Origin of the sequence: Pseudomonas sp. 382, from assembly GCF_002759075.1 — a bacterium.
Taxonomy (GTDB): Bacteria; Pseudomonadota; Gammaproteobacteria; order Pseudomonadales; family Pseudomonadaceae; genus Aquipseudomonas; species Aquipseudomonas vlassakiae.
This window is the reverse complement of record NZ_PEMX01000051.1, coordinates 1-21,157: the sequence shown is the minus strand read 5'-3', so window position 1 is coordinate 21,157 and position 21,157 is coordinate 1. Positions and strand designations below refer to the sequence as shown.

The 21,157-nt window shown below is 57.2% G+C and carries 15 protein-coding genes and 8 pseudogenes; 13 read left to right on the top strand and 10 right to left on the bottom strand.

All coding sequences use genetic code 11. From position 1 onward, the window contains the following. Positions 1-426 precede the first annotated feature (426 nt). Positions 427-1,056 carry a DUF6338 family protein gene (locus CQW31_RS29070; RefSeq protein ID WP_236183100.1) on the top strand — a complete coding sequence of 210 codons (630 nt, stop codon included), beginning with the start codon at positions 427-429 and terminating at the stop codon, positions 1,054-1,056. Between the two features lie 541 nt (positions 1,057-1,597). Here the strand turns inward: CQW31_RS29070 and CQW31_RS29065 are convergent. Continuing rightward, positions 1,598-3,271 carry an SIR2 family protein gene (locus tag CQW31_RS29065; RefSeq protein WP_009681499.1) on the bottom strand — a complete coding sequence of 558 codons (1,674 nt, stop codon included), beginning with the start codon at positions 3,269-3,271 and terminating at the stop codon, positions 1,598-1,600. 171 nt (positions 3,272-3,442) lie between these two features. On the opposite strand from CQW31_RS29065, the gene CQW31_RS29060 reads away from it, so the two are divergent. Then, the gene (locus CQW31_RS29060; RefSeq protein ID WP_009681500.1) at positions 3,443-3,844 is read left to right on the top strand and encodes a GNAT family N-acetyltransferase; all 402 of its coding nucleotides are present in this window, start codon (positions 3,443-3,445) and stop codon (positions 3,842-3,844) included. A 365-nt stretch (positions 3,845-4,209) separates the two neighbouring features. Here CQW31_RS29060 and CQW31_RS29055 read toward each other — a convergent pair. The 3 genes and pseudogenes from CQW31_RS29055 to CQW31_RS29045 form a co-directional block, all read right to left on the bottom strand. Further along, positions 4,210-4,560, bottom strand: a pseudogene (locus CQW31_RS29055) (transposase); the annotation flags it as partial. After that, the gene (locus CQW31_RS29050; protein WP_009681502.1) at positions 4,527-5,666 is read right to left on the bottom strand and encodes a glutathione-independent formaldehyde dehydrogenase; all 1,140 of its coding nucleotides are present in this window, start codon (positions 5,664-5,666) and stop codon (positions 4,527-4,529) included. The pseudogene CQW31_RS29055 and the gene CQW31_RS29050, both read right to left, overlap by 34 nt. Positions 5,667-5,930: 264 nt before the next feature. Next, positions 5,931-6,527, bottom strand: a pseudogene (locus CQW31_RS29045) (IS5-like element ISPst5 family transposase); the annotation flags it as partial. 104 nt (positions 6,528-6,631) lie between these two features. On the opposite strand from CQW31_RS29045, the gene CQW31_RS29040 reads away from it, so the two are divergent. Next, the gene (locus tag CQW31_RS29040; RefSeq protein ID WP_009681914.1) at positions 6,632-7,141 is read left to right on the top strand and encodes an acyloxyacyl hydrolase; all 510 of its coding nucleotides are present in this window, start codon (positions 6,632-6,634) and stop codon (positions 7,139-7,141) included. A gap of 172 nt (positions 7,142-7,313) precedes the next feature. Here the strand turns inward: CQW31_RS29040 and CQW31_RS29035 are convergent, their stop codons facing one another. Genes CQW31_RS29035 through CQW31_RS29025 form a run of 3 tightly spaced genes read right to left on the bottom strand, consistent with a single transcriptional unit; the run spans position 7,314 to position 10,356 of the window. Beyond that, entirely contained in the window at positions 7,314-8,204 is an 891-nt protein-coding gene (locus CQW31_RS29035) for a LysR family transcriptional regulator (RefSeq protein ID WP_033690139.1), read from the bottom strand. 54 nt (positions 8,205-8,258) lie between these two features. Further along, entirely contained in the window at positions 8,259-9,011 is a 753-nt protein-coding gene (locus CQW31_RS29030; protein ID WP_009681912.1) for an Asp/Glu racemase, read from the bottom strand. A gap of 25 nt (positions 9,012-9,036) precedes the next feature. Then, on the bottom strand, positions 9,037-10,356 hold the full coding sequence (locus tag CQW31_RS29025) for an MFS transporter (RefSeq protein ID WP_009681911.1): 1,320 nt from the start codon (positions 10,354-10,356) through the stop codon (positions 9,037-9,039). A 226-nt stretch (positions 10,357-10,582) separates the two neighbouring features. Here CQW31_RS29025 and CQW31_RS31405 point away from each other — a divergent pair. Further along, positions 10,583-10,755: pseudogene (locus CQW31_RS31405) on the top strand (IS5/IS1182 family transposase); the annotation flags it as partial. Between the two features lie 593 nt (positions 10,756-11,348). Here CQW31_RS31405 and CQW31_RS29005 read toward each other — a convergent pair. Both CQW31_RS29005 and CQW31_RS29000 read right to left on the bottom strand, forming a co-directional pair. Then, a pseudogene (locus CQW31_RS29005) lies at positions 11,349-12,224 on the bottom strand (reverse transcriptase family protein); the annotation flags it as partial. Positions 12,225-13,042: 818 nt separating this feature from the next. Further along, positions 13,043-13,963, bottom strand: coding sequence for a LysR family transcriptional regulator (locus tag CQW31_RS29000; protein ID WP_009681908.1), 921 nt, complete (start codon positions 13,961-13,963; stop codon positions 13,043-13,045). Positions 13,964-14,134: 171 nt separating this feature from the next. On the opposite strand from CQW31_RS29000, the gene CQW31_RS28995 reads away from it, so the two are divergent. The 7 genes and pseudogenes from CQW31_RS28995 to CQW31_RS28970 all read left to right on the top strand — a co-directional run bounded on the left by CQW31_RS28995 (position 14,135) and on the right by CQW31_RS28970 (position 20,537). Beyond that, positions 14,135-15,340 carry a CaiB/BaiF CoA-transferase family protein gene (locus CQW31_RS28995; protein ID WP_016487073.1) on the top strand — a complete coding sequence of 402 codons (1,206 nt, stop codon included), beginning with the start codon at positions 14,135-14,137 and terminating at the stop codon, positions 15,338-15,340. Positions 15,341-15,455: 115 nt separating this feature from the next. Then, entirely contained in the window at positions 15,456-16,733 is a 1,278-nt protein-coding gene (locus CQW31_RS28990) for an SLC13 family permease (RefSeq protein ID WP_009681906.1), read from the top strand. A 57-nt stretch (positions 16,734-16,790) separates the two neighbouring features. Beyond that, positions 16,791-18,194 (top strand): 3-isopropylmalate dehydratase large subunit, encoded by a 1,404-nt coding sequence (gene leuC / locus CQW31_RS28985; protein ID WP_009681905.1) that lies wholly within the window; start codon positions 16,791-16,793, stop codon positions 18,192-18,194. Positions 18,195-18,203: 9 nt separating this feature from the next. Then, entirely contained in the window at positions 18,204-18,848 is a 645-nt protein-coding gene (gene leuD, locus CQW31_RS28980) for a 3-isopropylmalate dehydratase small subunit (RefSeq protein WP_016487072.1), read from the top strand. Positions 18,849-18,925: 77 nt separating this feature from the next. Beyond that, positions 18,926-19,858, top strand: coding sequence for a hydroxymethylglutaryl-CoA lyase (locus tag CQW31_RS28975; protein ID WP_009681902.1), 933 nt, complete (start codon positions 18,926-18,928; stop codon positions 19,856-19,858). Between the two features lie 224 nt (positions 19,859-20,082). Continuing rightward, a pseudogene (locus CQW31_RS32305) lies at positions 20,083-20,231 on the top strand (transposase); the annotation flags it as partial. 63 nt (positions 20,232-20,294) lie between these two features. After that, entirely contained in the window at positions 20,295-20,537 is a 243-nt protein-coding gene (locus CQW31_RS28970) for a hypothetical protein (protein ID WP_009681901.1), read from the top strand. A gap of 104 nt (positions 20,538-20,641) precedes the next feature. Here the strand turns inward: CQW31_RS28970 and CQW31_RS31990 are convergent. Then, a pseudogene (locus tag CQW31_RS31990) lies at positions 20,642-20,827 on the bottom strand (hypothetical protein); the annotation flags it as partial. Between the two features lie 90 nt (positions 20,828-20,917). Here CQW31_RS31990 and CQW31_RS28960 point away from each other — a divergent pair. Both CQW31_RS28960 and CQW31_RS28955 read left to right on the top strand, forming a co-directional pair. Continuing rightward, positions 20,918-21,031: pseudogene (locus tag CQW31_RS28960) on the top strand (IS5/IS1182 family transposase); the annotation flags it as partial. Continuing rightward, positions 21,031-21,157, top strand: a pseudogene (locus tag CQW31_RS28955) (IS5/IS1182 family transposase); the annotation flags it as partial. The pseudogenes CQW31_RS28960 and CQW31_RS28955, both read left to right, overlap by 1 nt.

The window sequence follows — 21,157 nt, the reverse complement described above, 5'->3', positions numbered from 1 at the left end:
TTTCTCGGTCACTTGCTTGACCGCTTCGATCTTGAATTCTTCGGGGTAACGCTGACGACTCATGGCACCTCCTATTTGGGCCTCATTATGAGGCTTGGAGGTGTCTACGAAACCAGGGGCGATTCAGACTTACACTCAGGAAGATCCTGATGCTAGAGGCAAAGCGAGCAGTATGCAACAGCAACACACCCACTCGGGTGGGGGCATCGCCCGACTGGGCGGCTCCGCGATCACAACTCAACAGGGATGAAAGCTACTTCAGGTCCAGTAATAAGGTGCTAGGGTACTCAAGGTCGGTACTGTGATGCAGTTGAGAGCTGCGCTTATGAACGCGGAGCGCTAGCCCTGCCTCTAGCCCGCCATCTATGAAAAAACGATACCTCTAACAGATGCATCGCCGCTATATTGATGGCAAACGGGCATCACTTGGCGGTACAGGCATTGGAAGACCTAGCGACAAAAATTCTGCCCTTGGTTCAGATGTTGATACCAGGCTTCATCACTACCATGATTTTTTACTGGCTGGCCGACGTAAAAAAGCCAGGTCAGTTTGAGCGTACGGTACAGGCGCTGATTGGTACCGGCATCATCACCATCATCGTGTCAGGAATTTCAAAGGTCCTGCTGTGGATGGGTGACCATTGGTTCGATATTGGTTTATGGACCACAGACGTAGAGAGCGCGTGGGGGATCGCACTCGCGGTATGCCTAGGCTTGGGACTGTCATACGCGTCCAACCATGACTATCTATACGGGATTGCCAGGCAGCTTGGACTCACATCACGTGCCTCATACCCGGAATGGGTCTACGCATTTCGCAAGCGATCTGGGCATAGCGTAGTGTTGACTCTGCTGGATGGCCGACGCCTCTTCGGATACCCCCAAGTGTGGCCAACTGATCCCGCCACAGGCCATTTTCTGATTACACAGCCGTGCTGGCTAGATGAGCAGGACGAATGGGTCGAAATGCCGGGAATTGAGAGTTATTTAGTCTCAAATTCCGACGTTTTGATGGTTGAGTTCCTTGAGCTACAGGAGACAACGAATGACCAGTAAGAGCGACACAAACAAAAAGCATGTGGTGGAGCGAGTCAGTAACGAGGGGATGAATGTTAGCCCGCCAGCACCAGTTAACGTTCGCCCCGCTACACCACCGCCTTCGCCGCCTAAAGCGCCCAACAAGTAGAGGTGACCAATGTACGAAGAAAGAGGGATATCGCCACAGCCACGCCGGCCAAGCGGCAGCGAGCCACAGCGTCCCAGTCCGGTAAGCCAGCGGCCATCCACCCCACCTAAAGCCCCGCCCGCCCCTCCACGTCGGAACGGATGACGCGCTTAGCTCTCCACCCTGTGCCAGCCCGGGTTAATCGCTACTCCAAATCACTCTATGTAAGGATTCAGCATGTCGAATCATGCAGGAAAGCCCACCTCAGTCAACGGTGGAGTGAGCAAAGAGACAACGAGCCAGCGCCCTGCAACTCCACCAAAGGCGCCGCCTCCCGCGCCTAAGAAAAAGTAGGGTTCAACGGCGACGCAGGAAACAAGCGCGAATCGGGTAGAATTGCTCGACTCCGCAGCAGGCGTTCCTGCTGCGCCGTTACCCCCTAAAGGACGCAGTCGGCGTAATTGTAGGTGGTAAGCTGGACACGATTTGGATGATCCCATCTACGATGTTTTTTGCCATTCGCTGAGATACTTCTGCGTCACCCCTCGAATGAACGATGCTGTTCCTGATGTGTACCCACTCGTGCAGTCTAGGGAGCCACTCAGATTGGATTACGCTTTGGCTAACAGCATTTTTTATCATTCCCAGCAGCGACTGGTGATTTGGCCTTGTCGCACTGTCCTCGTCTCTGTATCGCATCACGCTCCGCAGTTCACCCTCAAGATAGGTAACCGCCGATACGATCGCCGCACGGTACTCCCTTACCCTCAGAAGCCGGCGGGCCTCATCCAATTGAGAGTTACGATCTGATGGAAGCTCCCTTTCCAGGGTTGTAATCAGATCTAGGGCGAAATCTTCTGACTCAGAGGTCAGCAGATCAGGCCGATAAATCACCGTGACGTCCTCCAGAGCAAGAGGCAACTGCTGACCTTTCCTCATCACTACAATCAGTTTGAGCGACCTGCCCTTCTCCTTCCTCGACGCCGCGCGACTGATCGCCATCTTCAATTCAACCATTGTCCAGTTGGACGACAGATCAATGACCATTGCAATCGACCGGTCGATGAGTGCGTCCAGCTTCGCGATAACCATATCCCCTGGGGAAATCACTCCGTCAGCCGTAATCGGGACAAGGTTGATATCCTCCAAGGCGGGAAATACCTGGTCTTTGTAGAAAGGCAGGACTTCCAACGGCAGCGAGAAGAAGCAAAGCCGCGATGGCGCTGACCGTGGTAGCGACAGTTCTTGCATCGTCCGCTCTTCAGTCGGCTTCATCACGGTGAAAGCTTCATCCCTGAGAAGCTCTCGCAGCTCATCAAAAGCTGCCGCTAGGATTTCACCGTACTTGTCTCGTGTGCCCGGCAGATTGATCACCTTTACCCCGCGGCGCTCGAACCGCGAAATATCGGACTGATTCGCGCCTAAAACGATCGTGTAGGCAAATCGTCTGGTGCGCCCCAGGCGCTGCGATACCACATGCCAAATCTGCCGGAAATCTGGATCGTCGAGACTGTACCCGACCAATACCGCAGTCTTGGTGATCAGCAAATTCGCGAGGTAGGTTGCGAACAGCGGATAGTTCGCGAGAAAGCCGTCGTAGTCAGCCTCCGTGACCACCATCCTTCTCGGATGGTGAAGGTCGCCATGGAGCTTGAGCAGGTTCACACCGGCCTTGGATGAATTCAGCGACAGCTGCTCCTCTTCAAGGATCGGATAAACAACATTGGGCCCAAGCCGGTACTCCTGCTCCAGCAAAAAATCGAAATTCGTTGTGCAGACGATATCGAACGGGATGGAGCAGAAGCTCTTGTGCGCTGCCCCGGGCTGGGCTTCGTGGATCAGCAACACTTGTGTGAGCTTGTCCATCAGCCTCGCCCGGCCCAGCTCATGCTCGTAAGCAGAAATCGCGTCGAGGGCCCCACTGGAATTGAAGTCAATAAGATCGTCTTCGAGAAGCTTACCTAGCTCCCCCCAAAGCGGAGGTCTCTGACCTGACGTGACATGGGCATTCAAGGACATACCGGCCCCGATGATTGGCAGCCATCTGCCGTTTACGAGGTCGTCGAGGACAGGCTTGGGAAAGTACTTGAGGTAGGTTGTGGTCACTGCTAGATCCCTCTTGAGCAGCGCCGGACAATATCAGTAATGGCACTGGGATGCCACGCTCCCATGCCTCAGCAGCCTGGTTAAAAGAGGGAAAAATCTCATTGGCAGAAGTCTACATAAGTTTGAAATCCTGAATCGCCCCGAACTCGTTAGGAAGACATCAATGCCTATGTGACTGCTACGCTGCAGCCCGGCCATATCACCGCGATGCTCGAAGATACGAGCTACCGCTGCTGGGTAGTGGAGTCCGATTCCAAGGTGCAAGGCATCGCGATGTTGGATCTGCATCCGGAGCCTATTGGCGTTGAAGCAGCCGACGCCGCTCAGACAGCTGAGCTTAAGCGATGCTATATCTACCCAGCCCTTCATGGCACAGGCGCAGCAAGTGCTTTGGTCGAGCAAGCCATTGCCAGCTATCACGGAGCGTTCAGGTTAACAGTTGCTGATCAGAACCTTCGGGCACAGGCGTTCTATAAAAAACATGGTTTTGTCGTGGTGGGTGAAACGCAATTTTTATGTGGAACTGACGTACACCGAGACCTGGTAATGCTACGCCTACCGCCCAAGCAATAGTCTATAGTCGCGCCATTCGATCGTTTGCTCCCAACGCAATCCCGACGAGGGCATAATGACATTTCTACTTAGCCGCCATAGCGACATCTCTACTTAGCCTTGACAAATGAACATGGGGACCCGTGCGAGTCTCAATTCGCACGACGTGCCGCCTATGTGTCGTTTCGACAGCATGTCCAACGACTGCGCGTGAGAACCATCGATCAGGTCGCCGATGGGGTAAAACATATCGAGCGGCTGATGCCTGCAAATCTCTCAGAAATCCTGGCAAGTTGCTGGGATGGTTCAGTGACGTGCCATGCAGCAACCCCAAGATGGCCCAACTGCAGGCAGCGAAACTCATTTCGCAGGGAAATCTCTGGCGTCTTGCTTCTCAGGGTATATTCGCCGCCCAGCAGTCTCTGCTTGATCGCCCGATAGCCCAGCTCAATTTCCCAGCGTTGACTGGAAAGGTCGACGATCTCCCCACCCGGAAAGCGCAGCGGGTCGACCATCGAAGTCAGTACGCTTACCATTTTTCCCTTGATCATCTTGCGCAACAACCGCGCTCGCATTTCGAGCGGACGACAGGTGGTATGTGGTCGGTAAATACATAGCGGCCATACTGTAAGCCCGAGTAGGCGGGTCTTTGGGCTGACGCCCGGCGATATCGTCAGGGCGTCAGATCCATACAGCCGTTCGATCAGGCTGCCGGCTTCAGAATGACCTTTGTCCAACCCTCATCTCGCGCATCGAAATGCTTGTACGCATCGGGCCCTTCCGCCAATTTCAGGCTGTGAGAGATGATCTGCGAAGGCTTGGCGCGGTCGTGCTGGATCAGCTCCGCGAGCCTGCGGTTATAGGCTTTGACGTTGGCTTGCCCGGTGCGTATCTGCTGGCCCTTGAACCAGAACGCGCCGAAATCGAAGGCCATTTTACCTTCCTTCGCCAGTTCATTTTTCGCGCCCGGATCCTGAGGAACAAACACCCCGACGACGCCGATGCCACCCGTGGCCTTGGTGGAAGCTACCAGGTTGTTCATCGTCAGGTGATTGACCTCATGGCCGTGTTTGTCACAGCACTGGTACCCCACACACTCACAACCTCGATCAGTGCCTTTGCCGTGAGTCAGGTTGAGGATCTGATCAACCGCCTCTTTCTCCAGCGAGTTGATTGGCGTGGCCCCCATCTGCGCGGCCAATTTCAATCGATCCGGATGGTTGTCGACCACGAACACTTGCGAGGCGCCTTTGATCATCGCGGCATGAGCTGCCATCAGGCCCACTGGCCCTGCACCGTAAATGGCGATGCTTTCACCCGGCATCAGGCCAGCCAGTTCAGTGGCATGCCATCCGGTGGGGAATATGTCTGACAGCATGACGTAGTCGTTTTCTTTCTCTTGCGCATCCTCTGGCAGCACCAGGCAATTGAAGTCCGCATATGGCACACGCAGCAGTTCTGCTTGACCACCCTGGTATGAGCCCATATCGGCAAACCCGTAAGCAGCACCAGCACTGCCGGGGTTGGCCGTGAGGCAGAAACCGGTCAAACCTTTTTCACAGTTTTCGCAGAAACCGCAGCCGATATTAAATGGCAAACAGACGCGATCACCTACCTTGATGCGATCTACGCCGGCGCCGACTTCGATGACTTCTCCGAGGTTCTCGTGACCGAAAACACGTCCCGTCTCCATCGAGGTGCGGCCCTCGTACATATGCAGGTCAGAGCCGCAGATATTGGTAGTGGTGATGCGCACTACGGCGTCGGTAGGTTTTTCGATCTTGGCGTCTGGGACATTTTGCACGCTGACGTCGCGTGGCCCGTTGTAAACGATGGCCTTCATTAGACTCTCCTGTTCAAGCGACGATGAGGGGGGGTCGTCTGCTTACAGGACATCTGTCTAGTTCTACGAACGTATGTTCCACAAATCGAGCTATGACCAGACGAGTGGTGATGCCGTCGCCCGCGCGTGGCGGCCCTTGAATTTGCAGCTCGTGACGAAATTAGACAGTTGAACGCCATAGGAGCAATATGGCTACGACACCCCTGTCAATCAGCGCCTCACGTCCCTCATGAGCGCCCTGATGCACTGGCCAATTACCGCTCGCGCAACGTTGGCTGCCGTCCCCACCACGCTGTGCACCAGACCTGACTCGGCATCCGCGCCGATGTGAGCCTTCATGCCGAAGTAATACTGATTGCCCTTCTTGGTCTGGTGCATTTCCGGGTCACGCTTACCGTCCTTGTTCTTGGTCGAACTCGGCGCATGGATCAGCGTGGCAACGACGATGGTGCCCTGGCGCAGCGACAGGCCCCGATCGCCCAGGTAACCATTGATCACCGCCAGAATCCCGGCCGCCAACTCGTGCTTCTCCAGCAGGCGACGGAAATTGAGGATGGTGGTTTCGTCGGGAATACGCTCTAGGTTCAGCCCGGCAAACTGGCGCAAGATTGTGGTCTCGTACAGCGCCTCCTCCATCGCCGGATCGCTGTAGCCGAACCAGTTCTGCATCAAATGTACGCGCAGCATCGCCATCAGCTGATACGCCGGACGACCACCTTCACCCTTGGGGTAGTGCGGCTCGATCAGGGCAATCAAACCCTTCCAGGGTACGACCCGATCCATCTCGATCAGGAACAGTTCCTTCCGGGTTTGCTTGCGCTTACCGGCGTACTCGACGTCGGCGAAGGTCATTTGCTTCATCGGGAAACTCGGGCAACGGGATCGGCGTATTTCACCAGATTCGAGAAGTCTTTTTCAGACCATCCCTAGGGTACCTAGAAACAACATCAAAGGAATGCTGGGCCATGACGAAAACTATCGTAGCCGCTGTACTGTCAGCCGTTGCACTGTCTACTTCAGCAGCAGAAATCTCCGGCTCGATTGGCGCTACGAATCAAGGCGGCTTAACGGCACGTGCCGGCATTGGTGTCGAATGGGAAAAGAGTTGGTTCCAGTCTGACACTGGACACCTGACAGGCTACTGGGATGCCGGATACACCTATTGGGAAGCAGGCGATGAGGCAGGCGGAGCCCACTCCCTCTCCTTCGCCCCAGTGTTCATCTACGAGTTCGCCGGGAGCGACATAAAGCCCTTCATCGAAGTCGGCATTGGTGTCGCGCTTTTCTCCGGCACCACCGCAGGTGATAGAGAGCTTGGCTCCGCCTTCAACTTCGAAGATCGAATTGGTGCAGGCTTGAAATTCAGCGGTGGGCAACGTATCGGCGTCCGAGCACTGCATTACTCCAACGCCGGCATCAAACAACCCAATGACGGTATCGAATCGTTCGCGCTTTTCTACAGTCAGCAAATCTGAAAGCATCCAGTACGCATTCACTGGCGCAGGGGAAATGCTATCTGGCCAGGGCCAATAATATGTAAGCCTGAATAGCCGCAATTATCGACGCTGGCGATGGCGATAAGCGAAAGGTTTTAGCCACCCCGCCAGAATCCCCCTATTTCTCTGCTAGGAGCTTGCAAAAAAACGCTTACGCAGACTCACTTTCGCGCAAGTGCTCCAAGAATAACCTCGCTGCAACCGTTAATGCCAATTGTGATCTGACGCACACGCTGAGTTCGCGAGAAGCCCACGCTTCCTCTAGGTTGACTACCTTCGCTCCGTCCATCCTGTAAATCGCCGCACTCCCCTCTGGCATGATGCCAATGCCCAGACCCGCCTGAATCATTAGGCACAAGGCGTCATAGCTGGACACCTCCATGCGGATTTTAAGCGAGCGCCCCAGGTCATTGGCTGCTTTGATCAACTGAAAATTAAGATGAGTACCGCTGCGCAAGGCGATGTATTCGTGATCCAGGGTTTCGCTGAACCTGACGGATTGTCTTGCTGCGAGTGGATGTCCGAGGGGGATTAGTAACACCAGGCGATCATTACGAAACGGGAAAACTTCGATGTCAGCGCCGTGGGGCAGGCGGGTGAAGATACCGATGTCGGCGCGGTTTTCGGCAACGGCTTTGGTGATAGCCAGGCTTTGTTTTTCTTCGAACCTGACGTTGATCAGTGGGTACTGCTCCATGAATGACTTGATGAGGTCAGGCAGGAATTGCGTGATGGCGGAAATGTTGGCCAGAACGTGCACCGAGCCACGGCGGCCATGTGAGAACTCGCGCATCTGCACGATAATTTCATTGAGGTTATTCAGTGCACTGCGGGCCATGAACAGTAGCGATAGGCCGGCGTCAGTCGGGGTAATGCCCTTGTTGGTGCGGTTGAGTAATTTCGAGTCGAGGAGTTCTTCAAGTTCGCTGAGTCGCTTGCTGACTGCCGCCGCCGCGAAGTGTTCGCGTTTGGCGGCAGCCGCGATGGTGCCTTCTTCAACGACGCTGACGAAGAGTCGCAACGAGACCGGATCGAGCTTCATGGATGGTACCGGTTTGGCCTGACAGGCCAGCATAGTACCTTCTCAGGCATCGACTCAGAATGCCCCGGACAATAGATGGCCGGCGTTGGGTACCTGGGCCTTGAGCCCGAGGGTTTTCAGCATCTGATAAACAGTGGCGATTGATGCGGACAACACCGGTTTGTCGAGGCGATCCTGAACCTTCTGGATCGCTGGCAGCGACGGCATTTGCACACAGCAAGACAACACCACCCCATCGGCCTGACCGATGTTCAGCTTGTCGGCATGCGCTACCAGATTCATCGGATCCAGACGACCGACTTCGAGGTTGTCGGACACTTCAAGGCTGATGGAGTCGACCACTTCGATTCCGGCCGCTTCGATATAGTCGATGACTTGTTGGGTCAGTGGTTTCATGTACGGCGTGATGATCGATATTTTTTTGTAGTCGAGCATGTGCAAGCTATCGATCAGTGCACCGGCCGAACTCAGGACTGGGGCGTTCGACTGGTTGGAAGCAACGGTTTTACCCAGTCGATCCTGCGAGACTTTGTGATAGTTGGCCCCCTGGCACATGATCGCCACCAGGCAGGCATAGGCCATGACATCGACTCGCGCATCGCTGAGTTCCAATGCACAACGGTCACTGTCGATGTCCATCTTCTTCAGCTCTTCCGGGCTGACGTGCATCATGCGCATACGCGAAGAGTGGAAGGTAAAGCGCTCTTCTGGAAACAACTCGTAGCGCGAGGTCAGCATGGCCGGGATTTCGGTTTCCATCGTGGTGTTGGAGCTTGGGACGATTTGCCCGATGCGGAAGTTCTTCATGGTCTTGTCCTTTGAAAGGTACGGATCAGTTGCCGCTGGTGAGTTGAACGCCTTTGGTTTCCTGCAACGTGAACACCATGACGGCTGCGATGAGATAGGAAACTGAAGCAAGGGAAATGGTGGCGGTGAAGCCGATAAGGGGGATCAGTACCGGTACCAGCTTGATGCCGGCGATGGCGCCGACCCGCCCGAAGTTGAAGCAGAAACCTGACGCGGTTGATCGGATGCTGGTAGGGAACAATTCCGAGTACCAAGCACCGAAGCCGCTGAAGTAGCCCGTGAAGAAACCGAGCAGGGCGGCCAATGAACCGAGGGTGATGATGTTCTGGGTGGTGAACAGTAACTTGCCTTCGGTCAACGGCATCAGGGTCGCCGAATAGGCGAACACCGGCACCATGATCGCCATGCCACCGAAAAACACTGCGAACGACAGTCGACGACCGATGCTTTCGGCGAGGTAGCCGTAAGCCAGGTAACCGAGCGTGGCACCAATACCGATCCAGATGACGAACACCGGGGCTTGATCGATGCGCACGTTGAGAATGTTCTGCAGGTAAGCCGGCATGAAGGTGGTAATGATCCAATAGCCATACATGCCCAGGATTGAAATGCTCAGGCCCAGCAGCGTCATTTTCAGGTACTGCGGATGAAAGATCTCCATCAGCCGGCCCTTGTTGCTGTTACGACGCATGAACTCGCGGTTGGCCAGCCAGACCGGTGACTCCTTGACGAATAACCCAATGAACAACAGGGTAAAAAAGGACGGAATAGAGGCGTAGATGAACAGATTGCGCCAGGACTCGGGGTTGGCGTCGTCCAGGAAGCTCCAGGCAAAAATCGCTGCCAGAAGGCCGCCGCCCGACCAACCTGTCTGCATCACGGCAAAGGCTTTGGCACGCCCAGCGGACGGCCAGATCTCCGATACCAGCGCGGCAGCAGCAGACCACAATCCACCGACGGCGATGCCAACGCAGAAGCGGAATACGTTGAGCTGCCAAAGGCTATCGGCAAAGCCACAAAGTAAGGTGCCGGTGCCGTAGACAAACACCGAGAGCATCATGGTTTTCTTGCGGCCGATCTTGTCAGAAATATTGCCAAGGAAGAAACCGCCGATACCGGTTGCCAGCAGAAACCAGGCAACGGTAGAAACGACATCGCTCATACCAATGGAGAAAGTCTTCGCGACCGACAGCAGAACAAAACCGAAGACTGTTGCGTCCAGGGCATCAAATAACCAAGCAGCCCAGGAACCACCCAAGGTGGTGTATCGTTGACTGGCAGTCAGCTGGCTGGCGCCATCCACTTCGGAGGTACCGATCGCAGAACCGGCGGTTAGGGTTTTCATGGTTAAACCTCGCGGGACTCTCGTTGTTATTTTTTGAAACTCGCACACCGACGAAGTCGACCGGCAAACGAAGCTCATGTGTGGTCGATGTTAGGAGGGGAAGAAAGCGTCGTATATCAGGCATTCACGATCTTGCCATCGCGGACGGCGATGGCAAATGTAGATCCTTGAAATAGAAGCAAAAAAAGGGATTAGAGGCTTCTGGTGTATATACCCCGCCTCAGCTAGCGCCATCGTCCATGCACCTAGCTCGACCAAGATCCAGAAAGGCAAGCGTGATCCGCAGATGCACCAACCCAAGATGGGCAACCAGTACTACTTCGGCATGAAGGCATATATCAGTGCCGGTGTCGAATCTGGCCTGTGCACAGTGTCCTGGGGACGGCAGCCAACGCGGCGATCAGCCCTCTTCGCCTATAGGAATGCGGCCTCAAGTTTTACGGCAGTAGCTCCTGCATCAGTATGTACAGCGTCTGCTTTATCGGTGTATCGAGCTCCGTCCATGCGAGGCCCAGCGCTGTCTGATGCTCGCCCAGAGCAAGAGGTCTGATAGTGATATTCGGGGGCAAGGCCATGGCCGCTCCCTCGGGTGCCGCGTAGTCTCGCCGCAGCCATTGCCCCCACCATTGCTAGCAGATTGATCGGCTTGGGTTGGCTCGCCGCACCGCTACTCGCCTGCGGCGTGCTAAAAATCATCTACGATCTGACGCTCCTGACCGCGTGTGCCATGTCAGGTTTGAGGGGGATCCCTCATGAATTCACTTTGATATAACAGCGCATCGTCTTGTTTGGCGTCGCACTGATGCTGGCGGTTTCGCTCACCGAAAGCCTGGTTCTGAGGAGTCAGTCAAACCATGGGCTTCTGATTACCCAAAGCGGTAATCACTAGACGCCTGGACAAGAATTCTCTGACCCTTTTCGGAAGCTAATCGCGGCGGGGCAATCGATTGCTCGATACACCGCAGGTTACCCAGGTGAGAGATGCACCCGTTCTAACTATCCCAATCGATTTTCATAAAGAGGTCTCGCATACGTGACGTCCAAATAGGCTCGATTGCTTGAGCATAGGCAAGCTTGCCAAAAATAAAGTTTTTCAGACCCCACGAGTTATCGAACTTACGAGCCTTTCGATGGTTAGACACGCCAACATCCGGCCTTAGCATAAAATGGATATGAGTGCGTACCTCAGCCTTGAACTCTTTTGAAAGCTTAGGCACATGCCCATCCACCAATAGGCCTAAGACAACCTTTCTCGCGCCAGGCGGGATAATTTTAGTTTTACTCTTATTTGGCCACAGCCCATGTGCTCGCATGATTTCATAAATTTCGCGAACAATATTTTCAGCCCCATCTCGGTTAAACGTACCGAAGGAGGAAAACGTAAGATCATCCGCATATCGCGTATAGGCGAGATCTTTGCTATTTGCAAACTCAGCAAGCGAATGATCAAGCGTGCGGGCTACAAGATTTGACAGCAAGGGACTGGTTGCTGCTCCTTGCGGAAGGTGACCAATCGCAACATTCTTGCACGGTAAGTTGCCCATCCCGTCCTTGAAACGATCAGTTTTAACCGGATTGCCCGAAGGACGCACTCGTGTACAAATGCGAGCCAGTTCAAAGGCTACAAGCGCTTGATAGCCCATTTCTCGGAATACGCGATAAACGTCAGGCTCCAAGATCGACTCAAAGAAATTCGTAGCACCCAGCTTGATCATCCACTTGCATCCAGCGTGCATGGCTGCAGCATCGCGCGGGGATGTTTTTTCCTTGTAGGCGTAACTGGCCGGATGCGAGTGAACGTGCATCAGAATATTTTTATGAATCCACCGCTGCATTTTCAGCAACGAAGGATGAGGAGCACAAATATACCTGAATCGGTTTGCGCCGAAGCTAACAACATTTTTTTCAGTTTGAAAACCTTGTAACTCTCAACTCGCTCGCTCCTGGCGGCCACGCCTCTCAGAAATCCGTAGGACACGCCTGCTTCATGGGCCAAGTGCCTCAATGTCAAGATAGGAGACAGTAATGGAAAGTTTGCATGTAGCAGTTGCGCAGTACGCAGCGCATTGTTCAAAACGCCCTTATCGACGTTTTGGTTTAATCCGGCGCTTTTATAGCGCTGAGGGCTCCAGCGATTCATCTACCTTAGATTCCGCCCAGGCGGATGAGCGCCTCGAGACCGCAAGACATACACCAGCGTAAGAGCGAGGCGCTCAACCTCCTGTTCAGCGGGGGTTCTTCCTGTGGATAGCATAACCTGCTTCCTACAGCCTCTAGAGTCTAGAGGATTCTAGATTTCGCTAAGTTGGAGCCCTCAGCTGGGACGGATAGTACTCGACCAGCGGAGCTGCTGTCACCACCTTTGAAGCTGGCGCTGCGCAGAGGCTTGAAACCAGCTTGCGCCCACTATCCGTCATGCGATTTTTTGATGTAATCCAGTCGAAGTCCCCGGTCACGGAGATATGTCACTTACGCGTACCCATCAAGCCTTTGAGATTTGCCGCGACCGGCTAGACAAGGATTGGGAACTGACTTTTTGTCGGGTGCTTATTCATCAACGGTCACTTCACCATTGATGAAGGCAGCCTGATCGGGCACCCCATGCATCGGAGCGATGGGTATGCCCGGGGCAGGCATTTCGACTGACCACTAGGAACACCGGCAATGCAGCGCCCGTGCCTCAGGCTCAGGAGACCGGTGACCCCGGCTCTGAGACCTCCTCACGGCGGACAAGGTATTCCAGCAATTGCCGGGCGATAACCGACAGACCTTCGACATCGCGCACACCGATTTTCAGCTCCCGCCGCGCCCAGACATCGGTCAGCGGGATCACCGCGATATCGAGTGCCGACAGGTAGGTACGCGCGACCTTCTCCGGCAGCATGCCGACGCCCATTCCGGTGTGGATCATCCGGCAGATCCCTTCGAAGCTGCGTACCTGGATGCGCATGCGCAGGGACAGGCCCTGCTGCAATGCCGCCTGTTGCAACAGGGTATGCAGGGAAGCGTCCTGCTGTAGGCCGATGAAGTCATAGGCAACGGCATCCCTTAAGGCAAGGCGTTCACACCCGGCCAGCGGATGCTCGCTGGGAGTGACCAGCACCAGTTGGTCATGCCGGTAGCTGTAGACATGAAGATCGCCGGCGGGCACGTGCCCGGCGAAAATGCCGATATCGGTCAGCCCCTCGCTGACGGCGCGCACCGTCTCGCTGCTGATGCGCTCCTCGAGGTCGATCTTGACGTCCGGATGGGCCCGGCAGAAAACACTCAAATCCCCCGGCAGGAATTCAATCACCGCCGAGGTGTTCGCATAGATGCGCACATGCCCCTTGACCCCTTCGCTGAACTCGCTCATATCGGCACTCAACTGGCGAAGGTTGTCCAGCATGTTGCGCGCATGGTGCAGTAAAGCATGCCCGGCTGGCGTCAGCGCGACGCCCTTGTGCTGACGATAGAGCAAGGTGATACCGAGCTGGCTTTCCAAGTCACTGATGCGCTTGCTCACCGCCGCCAAGGCCAGGTGCTCGCGCTCAGCAGCCCGGGTCAGGCTGCGCTCGGCGGCGATGGAGACGAACAGCTTGAGCGTGACGAAATCAATACGGCGCATATAAGGGGCCTCTCTGTTCGGCGAAGCAGGACAGTTCCTTGCCCCAGTTCCAGAGCTTGGTATCGTTCTCCCTTCGCAAAACACGAAGACTGGCTTAGTAATTGATCAATTGTCCACTGCCATTAGCCTGAACCATCCTTCGACTTAAATAACAAACACGATGGTACAAACATGGCAGAACAAATCCAGGGCAGCAGCATGGCGCTGCAAGACCTCAAGGTGGTGGAGATGGGGCAGCTGATCGCTGGCCCCTTCGCCAGTAAGATGCTCGGCGAATTCGGCGCCGAGGTGATCAAGATCGAACCGCCCAAGGTGGGCGACCCGCTGCGCAAGTGGCGCAAGATCAAGGACGGCACCTCGCTCTGGTGGCATGTCCAATCGCGCAACAAGCAATCGATCACCCTCGACCTCCGGGAAGCCGAAGGGCAGGACCTCGCCCGCCGGCTGATCACCGAGGCCGACGTGCTGGTGGAGAACTTCCGCCCCGGCACACTCGAAGCCTGGGGCATGAGCTGGGAGACGCTGTCCGAGCTTAACCCGCGGCTAATCATGCTGCGCATTTCCGGTTATGGCCAGACCGGTCCCTACCGGGATCGCCCGGGATTCGGCGTGATTGGCGAGGCCATGGGCGGCCTGCGGCACCTGTCCGGCTATCCCGGCCAGGCGCCGGTGCGCGTCGGGGTCAGCATCGGCGACTCGCTGTCCTCACTCTATGGCGTGATCGGCGTATTGCTCGCTCTGCAGGAGCGCCAGCGCAGCGGTCTGGGGCAGTGCATCGACGTCGCGCTCTACGAGTCAGTATTCGCCATGATGGAAAGCCTAGTGCCCGAGTACGATGCCTTCGGCTATGTACGCGAGCCGGCCGGTAGTGCTCTGCCCGGCATCACCCCATCCAACTCCTATCCCTGCAATGACGGTACCTATGTGCTGATCGCCGGTAACGGCGACAGCATCTACAAGCGCCTGATGGGCCTGATCCACCGTCAGGACCTGGCCGACGACCCCAGTCTGGCGCACAACGATGGCCGCAGCAAGAAGGCCGACGTAATCGACGCGGCGATTGCTGAGTGGACTCGGCGGCGCTCACGCGATGAAGTGCTGCATGCGCTGAACGCGGCGCGAGTGCCGGTTGGCTACCCCTACACCGCCGCCGACATCGCAACGGATCCTCATTACCTGGCACGCCAGATGATCAAGACCGTGCAGACGACTGCCGGCCCTCTCAAGGTGCCTGGGGTACTGCCCAAGCTCAGCCGGACGCCTGGCCGGCTCGGCAGTGGCGGCCCGGAGCTGGGCGAGCACACCGACGACGTGCTGGCCGGACTCGGCCTGAGCCAGTCGCAACGCCAGGCGCTGCGCGAACGCGGCGTCATCTAATCGACAGGCCGCAGCGCCCCATCACCATCAGCAACAGCATCAATCAAAGAGGCCCAGCCATGCCGGCTGGGCTCGACACCCGCCAAAAATAATTACAAGGAATACCGTGTTAACCATGACCATCATTCTGGCAATACTGCTCTGTATTGGTGTCGGCTATTGGCTGAACATCAACATCGGCCTGTTGGCCATTAGTGCCGCCTATCTTATCGCCACCACCATGATGGGAATCAGCGTCAAAGAGCTAGTGACCTACTGGCCGCTGAACCTATTTTTCATCATCTTCGCAGTGACCTTCTTCTTCGGCTTCGTCATCGCCAACGGAACCATGGAGAAGATCGCCAGAAATGCCGTGTTCATGGCTCGCGGCATGCCCAGCATGATTCCCTTTGCGCTGTACGGGCTGGTCCTGTTGGTCGCGGGAATCGGTCCTGGGCATTATGCGGTGTTCGTGTTCCTCTCCCCCTTGGTGATGTCGGTCGCCAGTCGTACCGGCATGAGCCGGCTGCTAGGTGCGATCATCGTCGTCTCAGGCGGCATGGCAACCACCTTCACCAGCATCAGCCTGGGCGGGCGCGTTACCCAGGGCATCCTCGAAAACGCCGGTTATGACGCAGTGACCGCCGCGGACTACACCCACACGCTGCTGGTGGACTCCTTCATCTTCCAGACGCTGGTGTTCCTCGTAGCGTACGTCGTGCTCAAGGGTTATCAGACCGAGAGCCTGGATACCGAGCGCCCGGCTCCTTTCGATGCCCAGCAGCGGCGCACCCTCTGGCTGGTGGCCTTCATCATCGCGCTGATCATCGTGCCCTCGACCATCGCCGCGTTCCTGCCGACTGGCTCGGTATTCGCCACCATCGCCTCGCACATCGATCCGACATTCATCTCGATCATCGGCGTAGTGCTGGCGCTGATTCTGCGAGTGGGTGACGAGAAGGCCGCATTGGCCAAGGTCCCAATGGCAATCATCATCCTGCTGTGCGGCATGGGCATGCTCATCAGCGTGGCTGTCAAGGCCGGCACCATCGCGGCCCTGTCGCAGTGGCTGGCGGCAAACGTCAGCGTGGCGATGGTGCCCTATGCTACCGGCGTATCCGCGAGCGTGATGAGCTTCTTCTCCAGCACACTGGGCGTGGTGATGCCGACGCTGTTCCCCATCGTTCCGAACCTCGCCACCAATGCAGGCCTTAGTCACACCGTGCTGCTGTCGGCCATCGTGCTGTGCTCGTCGCTGACCGGCTTTTCGCCCTTCTCCTCGGGCGGTGCGCTGGCGCTGGCCGGCGTTCAGGAGGAAGCCGAGCGCGGCAAGCTGTTCTACCGCTTATTGCTGGTACCGCTGTTCGGCGTTGCTGGGGTTCTGGTTCTCGTTTTCTTTGGCCTGCTTGGCTGACACCTGGCCGGCAGACCGGACTCGAGACGGCGCCGTCCCAAACGGAAGGGATAGAAGATGACTGCACAAACGCTTTTCGAAAAACTCTGGGCACGCCATGCCGTGCTCGATACCGACGACGGCCAGACGCTGCTGTACGTCGACCTTCACCTCATCAACGAGGTGACCAGCCCTCAAGCTTTCGACGGCCTGCGCCTGAATGAGTTGCAGCCCTGGCGCCCCGGCTCGGTGCTCGCCACCTCCGACCACAACGTGCCGACCAAGGCGCGTGAAGCAGGCATCACAGATGCGGTGGCGCGCCGGCAGGTCGAGGCGCTGGAACGCAACTGCGCCGAGTTCGCCCTGCAATTCTTCGACATGAAGGATGAGCGCCAGGGCATTCTGCACGTGATCGGCCCGGAGCAGGGCATCACCCTGCCGGGCATGACCATCGCTTGTGGCGATTCGCACACCACCACCCACGGCGCCTTCGCGGCCTTGGCATTCGGCATCGGCACGTCGGAGATCGAACACATCCTGGCCACGCAGTGCCTGCTGCTGAAAAAGCTCAAGACACTGCGTATCACCATCGACGGTGTGCTTGCACCCCACGTATCATCCAAAGACTTGGCGCTGGCACTCATTGGCATGATCGGCACCGCCGGCGCGACCGGCTACGCCATCGAGTTCACCGGTGAAACGGTTTCGGCGATGAGCATGGAAGCGCGCATGACCCTCTGCAATCTCGCCATCGAAGCGGGTGCCCGGTGCGCCATGGTCGCCTTCGATGACACCACCTCCAGCTACCTCAAAGGTCGCCCGCTGGCTCCCGCTGGCGAGCAGTGGAATGCCGCCGAGGCGTACTGGCGAACGCTGCACAGTGACCCTGACGCGCGCTTCGATCGCGAACTGCAACTGGATGCGGCCAGCATTCGCCCCCATGTCACCTGGGGAACCTCGCCGGAGATGGCTACCGATGTCGACGGCCAGGTGCCGAATCCCGAGACCGAAACCGATCCGGTCAAACGCCGCGGCATGCAGCAGGCGCTGGAATACATGGGCCTGCAAGCCGGAACGCCGATCCGTGAAATCAGGCTGGACAAGATCTTCATTGGGTCCTGCACCAACTCGCGCCTCGAAGACCTGCGCCTGGCCGCCGGTGTGGTCAAGGGTCGGCGGGTCGCTGACAACATCGTTCAAGCGCTGGTCGTACCGGGCTCGGGCCTGGTGAAGCGGCAAGCAGAAGCCGAAGGTCTGGATCGGATCTTCACCGACGCCGGCTTCGAATGGCGCGACGCGGGATGCTCGATGTGCCTGGGCATGAACGAGGACCGCCTCGGCAAAGGCGAGCGCTGTGCCTCGACCTCCAACCGCAACTTCGAAGGACGGCAGGGCCCCGGCGGGCGCTCTCATCTGGTCAGCCCGGCAATGGCGGCGGCAGCGGCCATCGCCGGCCATTTCACCGATATCAGCGATCTCTGAGGGACGAACATGCAAGCCTTCACCCAACTCGAAAGCACCGTGGTTCCACTGGATCGCTCCAACATCGACACCGACGCGATCCTACCCAAGCAGTTCTTGATGATCATCGAGCGCACCGGCTTCGGCCCGCACCTGTTCGACGAGTGGCGCTACCTCGACCGCGGCGAACCCTACAAGGACTGTTCACAGCGCCCGCTGAACCTGGAGTTTCCACTCAACCAGCCGCGCTACGCCGAGGCCAACATTCTGCTCACCCGGGCCAACTTCGGCTGCGGCTCGAGCCGCGAGCACGCGCCCTGGGCGCTAGCCGACTGGGGTATCCGCGCGATCATCGCGCCGAGCTTCGCTGAGATCTTCTACGGCAACTGCTTCAAGAACGGCCTGCTGCCCATCGTCCTTGACGAGCCGACCATCGACCGTCTGTTCGGCGCTGTGGACGGCACCCCCGGCTACAGCCTGAGTATCGACCTCGAGCAGCAGGAAGTGGTGGAGCCTAATGGCCATGTCAACCGCTTCGAGATCGACGGCTTCCACAAGGAGTGCCTGCTCAAGGGCCTGGACGAGATCGGCCTGACTCTGTTGAAGCGAGAGAACATCCGTCGCTTCGAACAGGCTCGCCGGCATCAGGAGCCCTGGATCTTCACAGGCGCCTGATTGGGCCGCCGAGCAAAAATCATTCCTCCCGGCGCGGGCGAGCCGCAGCAGCCCGCGCGAACCTGATAGGACACGAGATGAACAAACACCTGTATATCCAAGAAGTCGCCACCCGCGACGGATTCCAGATCGAACCCGGCTTCGTCCAAACCGAGGACAAGATTGCCCTCATTGATCGCCTGTCGCAGACCGGCCTGGCGAAGATCGAAGTGACCTCCTTCACTTCGCCCAAGGCTATTCCCAACCTACGCGACGCGGAAGAGGTAATGCTCGGCATCCGCCGCGTGCCGGGTGTCGACTACACCGTGCTGGTGCCCAACGTGAAGGGTTGTGAGCGTGCCCTTTCCTGCGAGGTGGATGAGCTCAATCTGGTGATGTCGGCCAGCAACACCCATGGTCTGGCCAACCTGCGCATGACAGCAGAACAGTCGCTGGCGCAGTTCAGAGAGATCATCGAGGTCACCCGCGGCAGTCGCGTGTTCGTCAACGCCTCGCTGTCCACCACCTTCGGTTGCCCCTTCGAGGGCAAGGTGCCGGAGACGCATGTCCATGAATTGGTCGGCAAGCTGTTCGACATCGGCGTGCACGGTGTGACCCTCTGCGACACCACCGGCATGGCCGATCCGGCACAGGTCGAACGCATCTGCCGGACCGCCCTGGCTCGCTGGCCGGAGGCGTTATTCACCCTGCATTTCCACAATACCCGCGGCATGGGCCTGGCCAACGCCTTGGCGGCGCTGAACGCCGGTATAGATCGCTTCGACGCCTCGCTCGGAGGCCTGGGCGGCTGTCCCTATGCGCCGGGCGCCAGCGGCAATATCTGCACAGAAGACCTGGTGCACATGTTCCAGCGCATGGGCCTCGACACCGGCGTTGATCTCGACCGGCTGCTGCAGGCTGCCCAGACCCTACCTGGCCTAGTGCAGCACGAGGTGCCCGGCCAAGTGCTCAAGGCTGGCAAGGCGGACCGCCGCTATCCGAAGCCGAAGTGGTTGGAGCCCCAGGCCTGAGCGTCTGCTCTCTCCCCCTTCGAAGAGGATGTATCAGCTGGCGTGTAGTCGATTAACGCAGAGAGGGTATCGACATCGGAATGAAGTCACGCTTGGCCCTGAGCCTCAGAGCAGCGTTGCGCCCTTCGCGCGCCCGATCACGTTCCTCCGAAGGGATTCATCGATGCGGGCTGCAACAGCGGTCTTGGGCGCGGTTAGCCGCTCGTTCCGGCAACGGCGTGCTATTTCCGCGCGAACAGTACGGCACTGAGGTGTCCCGCAATTTCATCAGCTCAGTCATCGATGCTGTGATGGAAGAAGTCGGTGCCTGGCAAGCGACGGCCGCTGGAGCCCATGTATCATGGTGATTCCCTTTGGTGCACTACGGCTGAAAAATCCGTGACGAAGGCATGGGCAACCGCCGTGAGGTTTATCGGTAACTGAAAGGACCCATGACATGACCCAGACCGAGAAACACCTTGAGCAACTTCAAGCGCGCATTGCCGAGTTGAAAGCGCAGTATCAGCAGCTGCAAGACAATTACGACGATGCAGTTCTCTTGTGCTCAAGCCTGCTGCGCGCCCTGGTCAACGCTGACTATGGCGACTGTGAGACGCTGGTGAAGCACACCGGCTGCTCGGCTGAGCGCAAGGCCGACGCGCTGCAATACATCATTGAGGTGCGCGCTGGGTATGGCTGAGCGCACTGCGAATAACGCGGGCTATGTTAATTAGCCCCACACCTTGCCCGGGTGTGGGGGCTTTTTGCGCCGGCTGGACGGACTTCAGACTAAATGAGAATTCCTCAAATCGGCATGTCAAGCGATGACCTATTGGCAGGACGGGCAGGTACGGCACACGTTGCTGGATGGTGCGCCAACGACTTGAAGTGCCTGTTATCGGCATCCAGCGCATCGATGGAACCGGTTTCAATGTCGTACACCCAGCCGTGCAAATTCAGCAGGCCTTTTACTTGGGCCAGGCGCACGTTGGCACACGACACAGTTGATCAAAGGAAATTCTGAAAAAGACTTCCTGATTTGGCAAAATCCCAGGACACCAATCGCCGAGCTTTTCGATGATGAAGCAAATGACCTTCGCCGATGCCGAGTACGCCGGTAAGCGCAAGCAAACCCGGAAGGAACTGTTCCTGATCGAGATGGATCGGGTCGTACCCTGGAAGGGTTTGATTGCGCCAAAGCGCTGAGGCTGGCCGGGATCGTTCGTGTAAAGGAACGAGCCAAAGGTAGTTTCCAGCCATCTGAGGCTCAGAAGTCTTATGGTTACACCGAGGCCCACCGGCGCCAGTTGCCGGAACAGC

What these genes read in the sequence shown, in the direction of transcription:
- CQW31_RS29050 (WP_009681502.1), bottom strand. Translation starts at nt 5,666, where the DNA reads ATGAAGGCCATCGTTTACAACGGGCCACGCGACGTCAGCGTGCAAAAT.
- CQW31_RS29040 (WP_009681914.1), top strand. Translation starts at nt 6,632, where the DNA reads ATGACGAAAACTATCGTAGCCGCTGTACTGTCAGCCGTTGCACTGTCT.
- CQW31_RS29035 (WP_033690139.1), bottom strand. Translation starts at nt 8,204, where the DNA reads ATGAAGCTCGATCCGGTCTCGTTGCGACTCTTCGTCAGCGTCGTTGAA.
- CQW31_RS29030 (WP_009681912.1), bottom strand. Translation starts at nt 9,011, where the DNA reads ATGAAGAACTTCCGCATCGGGCAAATCGTCCCAAGCTCCAACACCACG.
- CQW31_RS29025 (WP_009681911.1), bottom strand. Translation starts at nt 10,356, where the DNA reads ATGAAAACCCTAACCGCCGGTTCTGCGATCGGTACCTCCGAAGTGGAT.
- CQW31_RS29000 (WP_009681908.1), bottom strand. Translation starts at nt 13,963, where the DNA reads ATGCGCCGTATTGATTTCGTCACGCTCAAGCTGTTCGTCTCCATCGCC.
- CQW31_RS28995 (WP_016487073.1), top strand. Translation starts at nt 14,135, where the DNA reads ATGGCAGAACAAATCCAGGGCAGCAGCATGGCGCTGCAAGACCTCAAG.
- CQW31_RS28990 (WP_009681906.1), top strand. Translation starts at nt 15,456, where the DNA reads ATGACCATCATTCTGGCAATACTGCTCTGTATTGGTGTCGGCTATTGG.
- leuC (WP_009681905.1), top strand. Translation starts at nt 16,791, where the DNA reads ATGACTGCACAAACGCTTTTCGAAAAACTCTGGGCACGCCATGCCGTG.
- leuD (WP_016487072.1), top strand. Translation starts at nt 18,204, where the DNA reads ATGCAAGCCTTCACCCAACTCGAAAGCACCGTGGTTCCACTGGATCGC.
- CQW31_RS28975 (WP_009681902.1), top strand. Translation starts at nt 18,926, where the DNA reads ATGAACAAACACCTGTATATCCAAGAAGTCGCCACCCGCGACGGATTC.
- CQW31_RS28970 (WP_009681901.1), top strand. Translation starts at nt 20,295, where the DNA reads ATGACCCAGACCGAGAAACACCTTGAGCAACTTCAAGCGCGCATTGCC.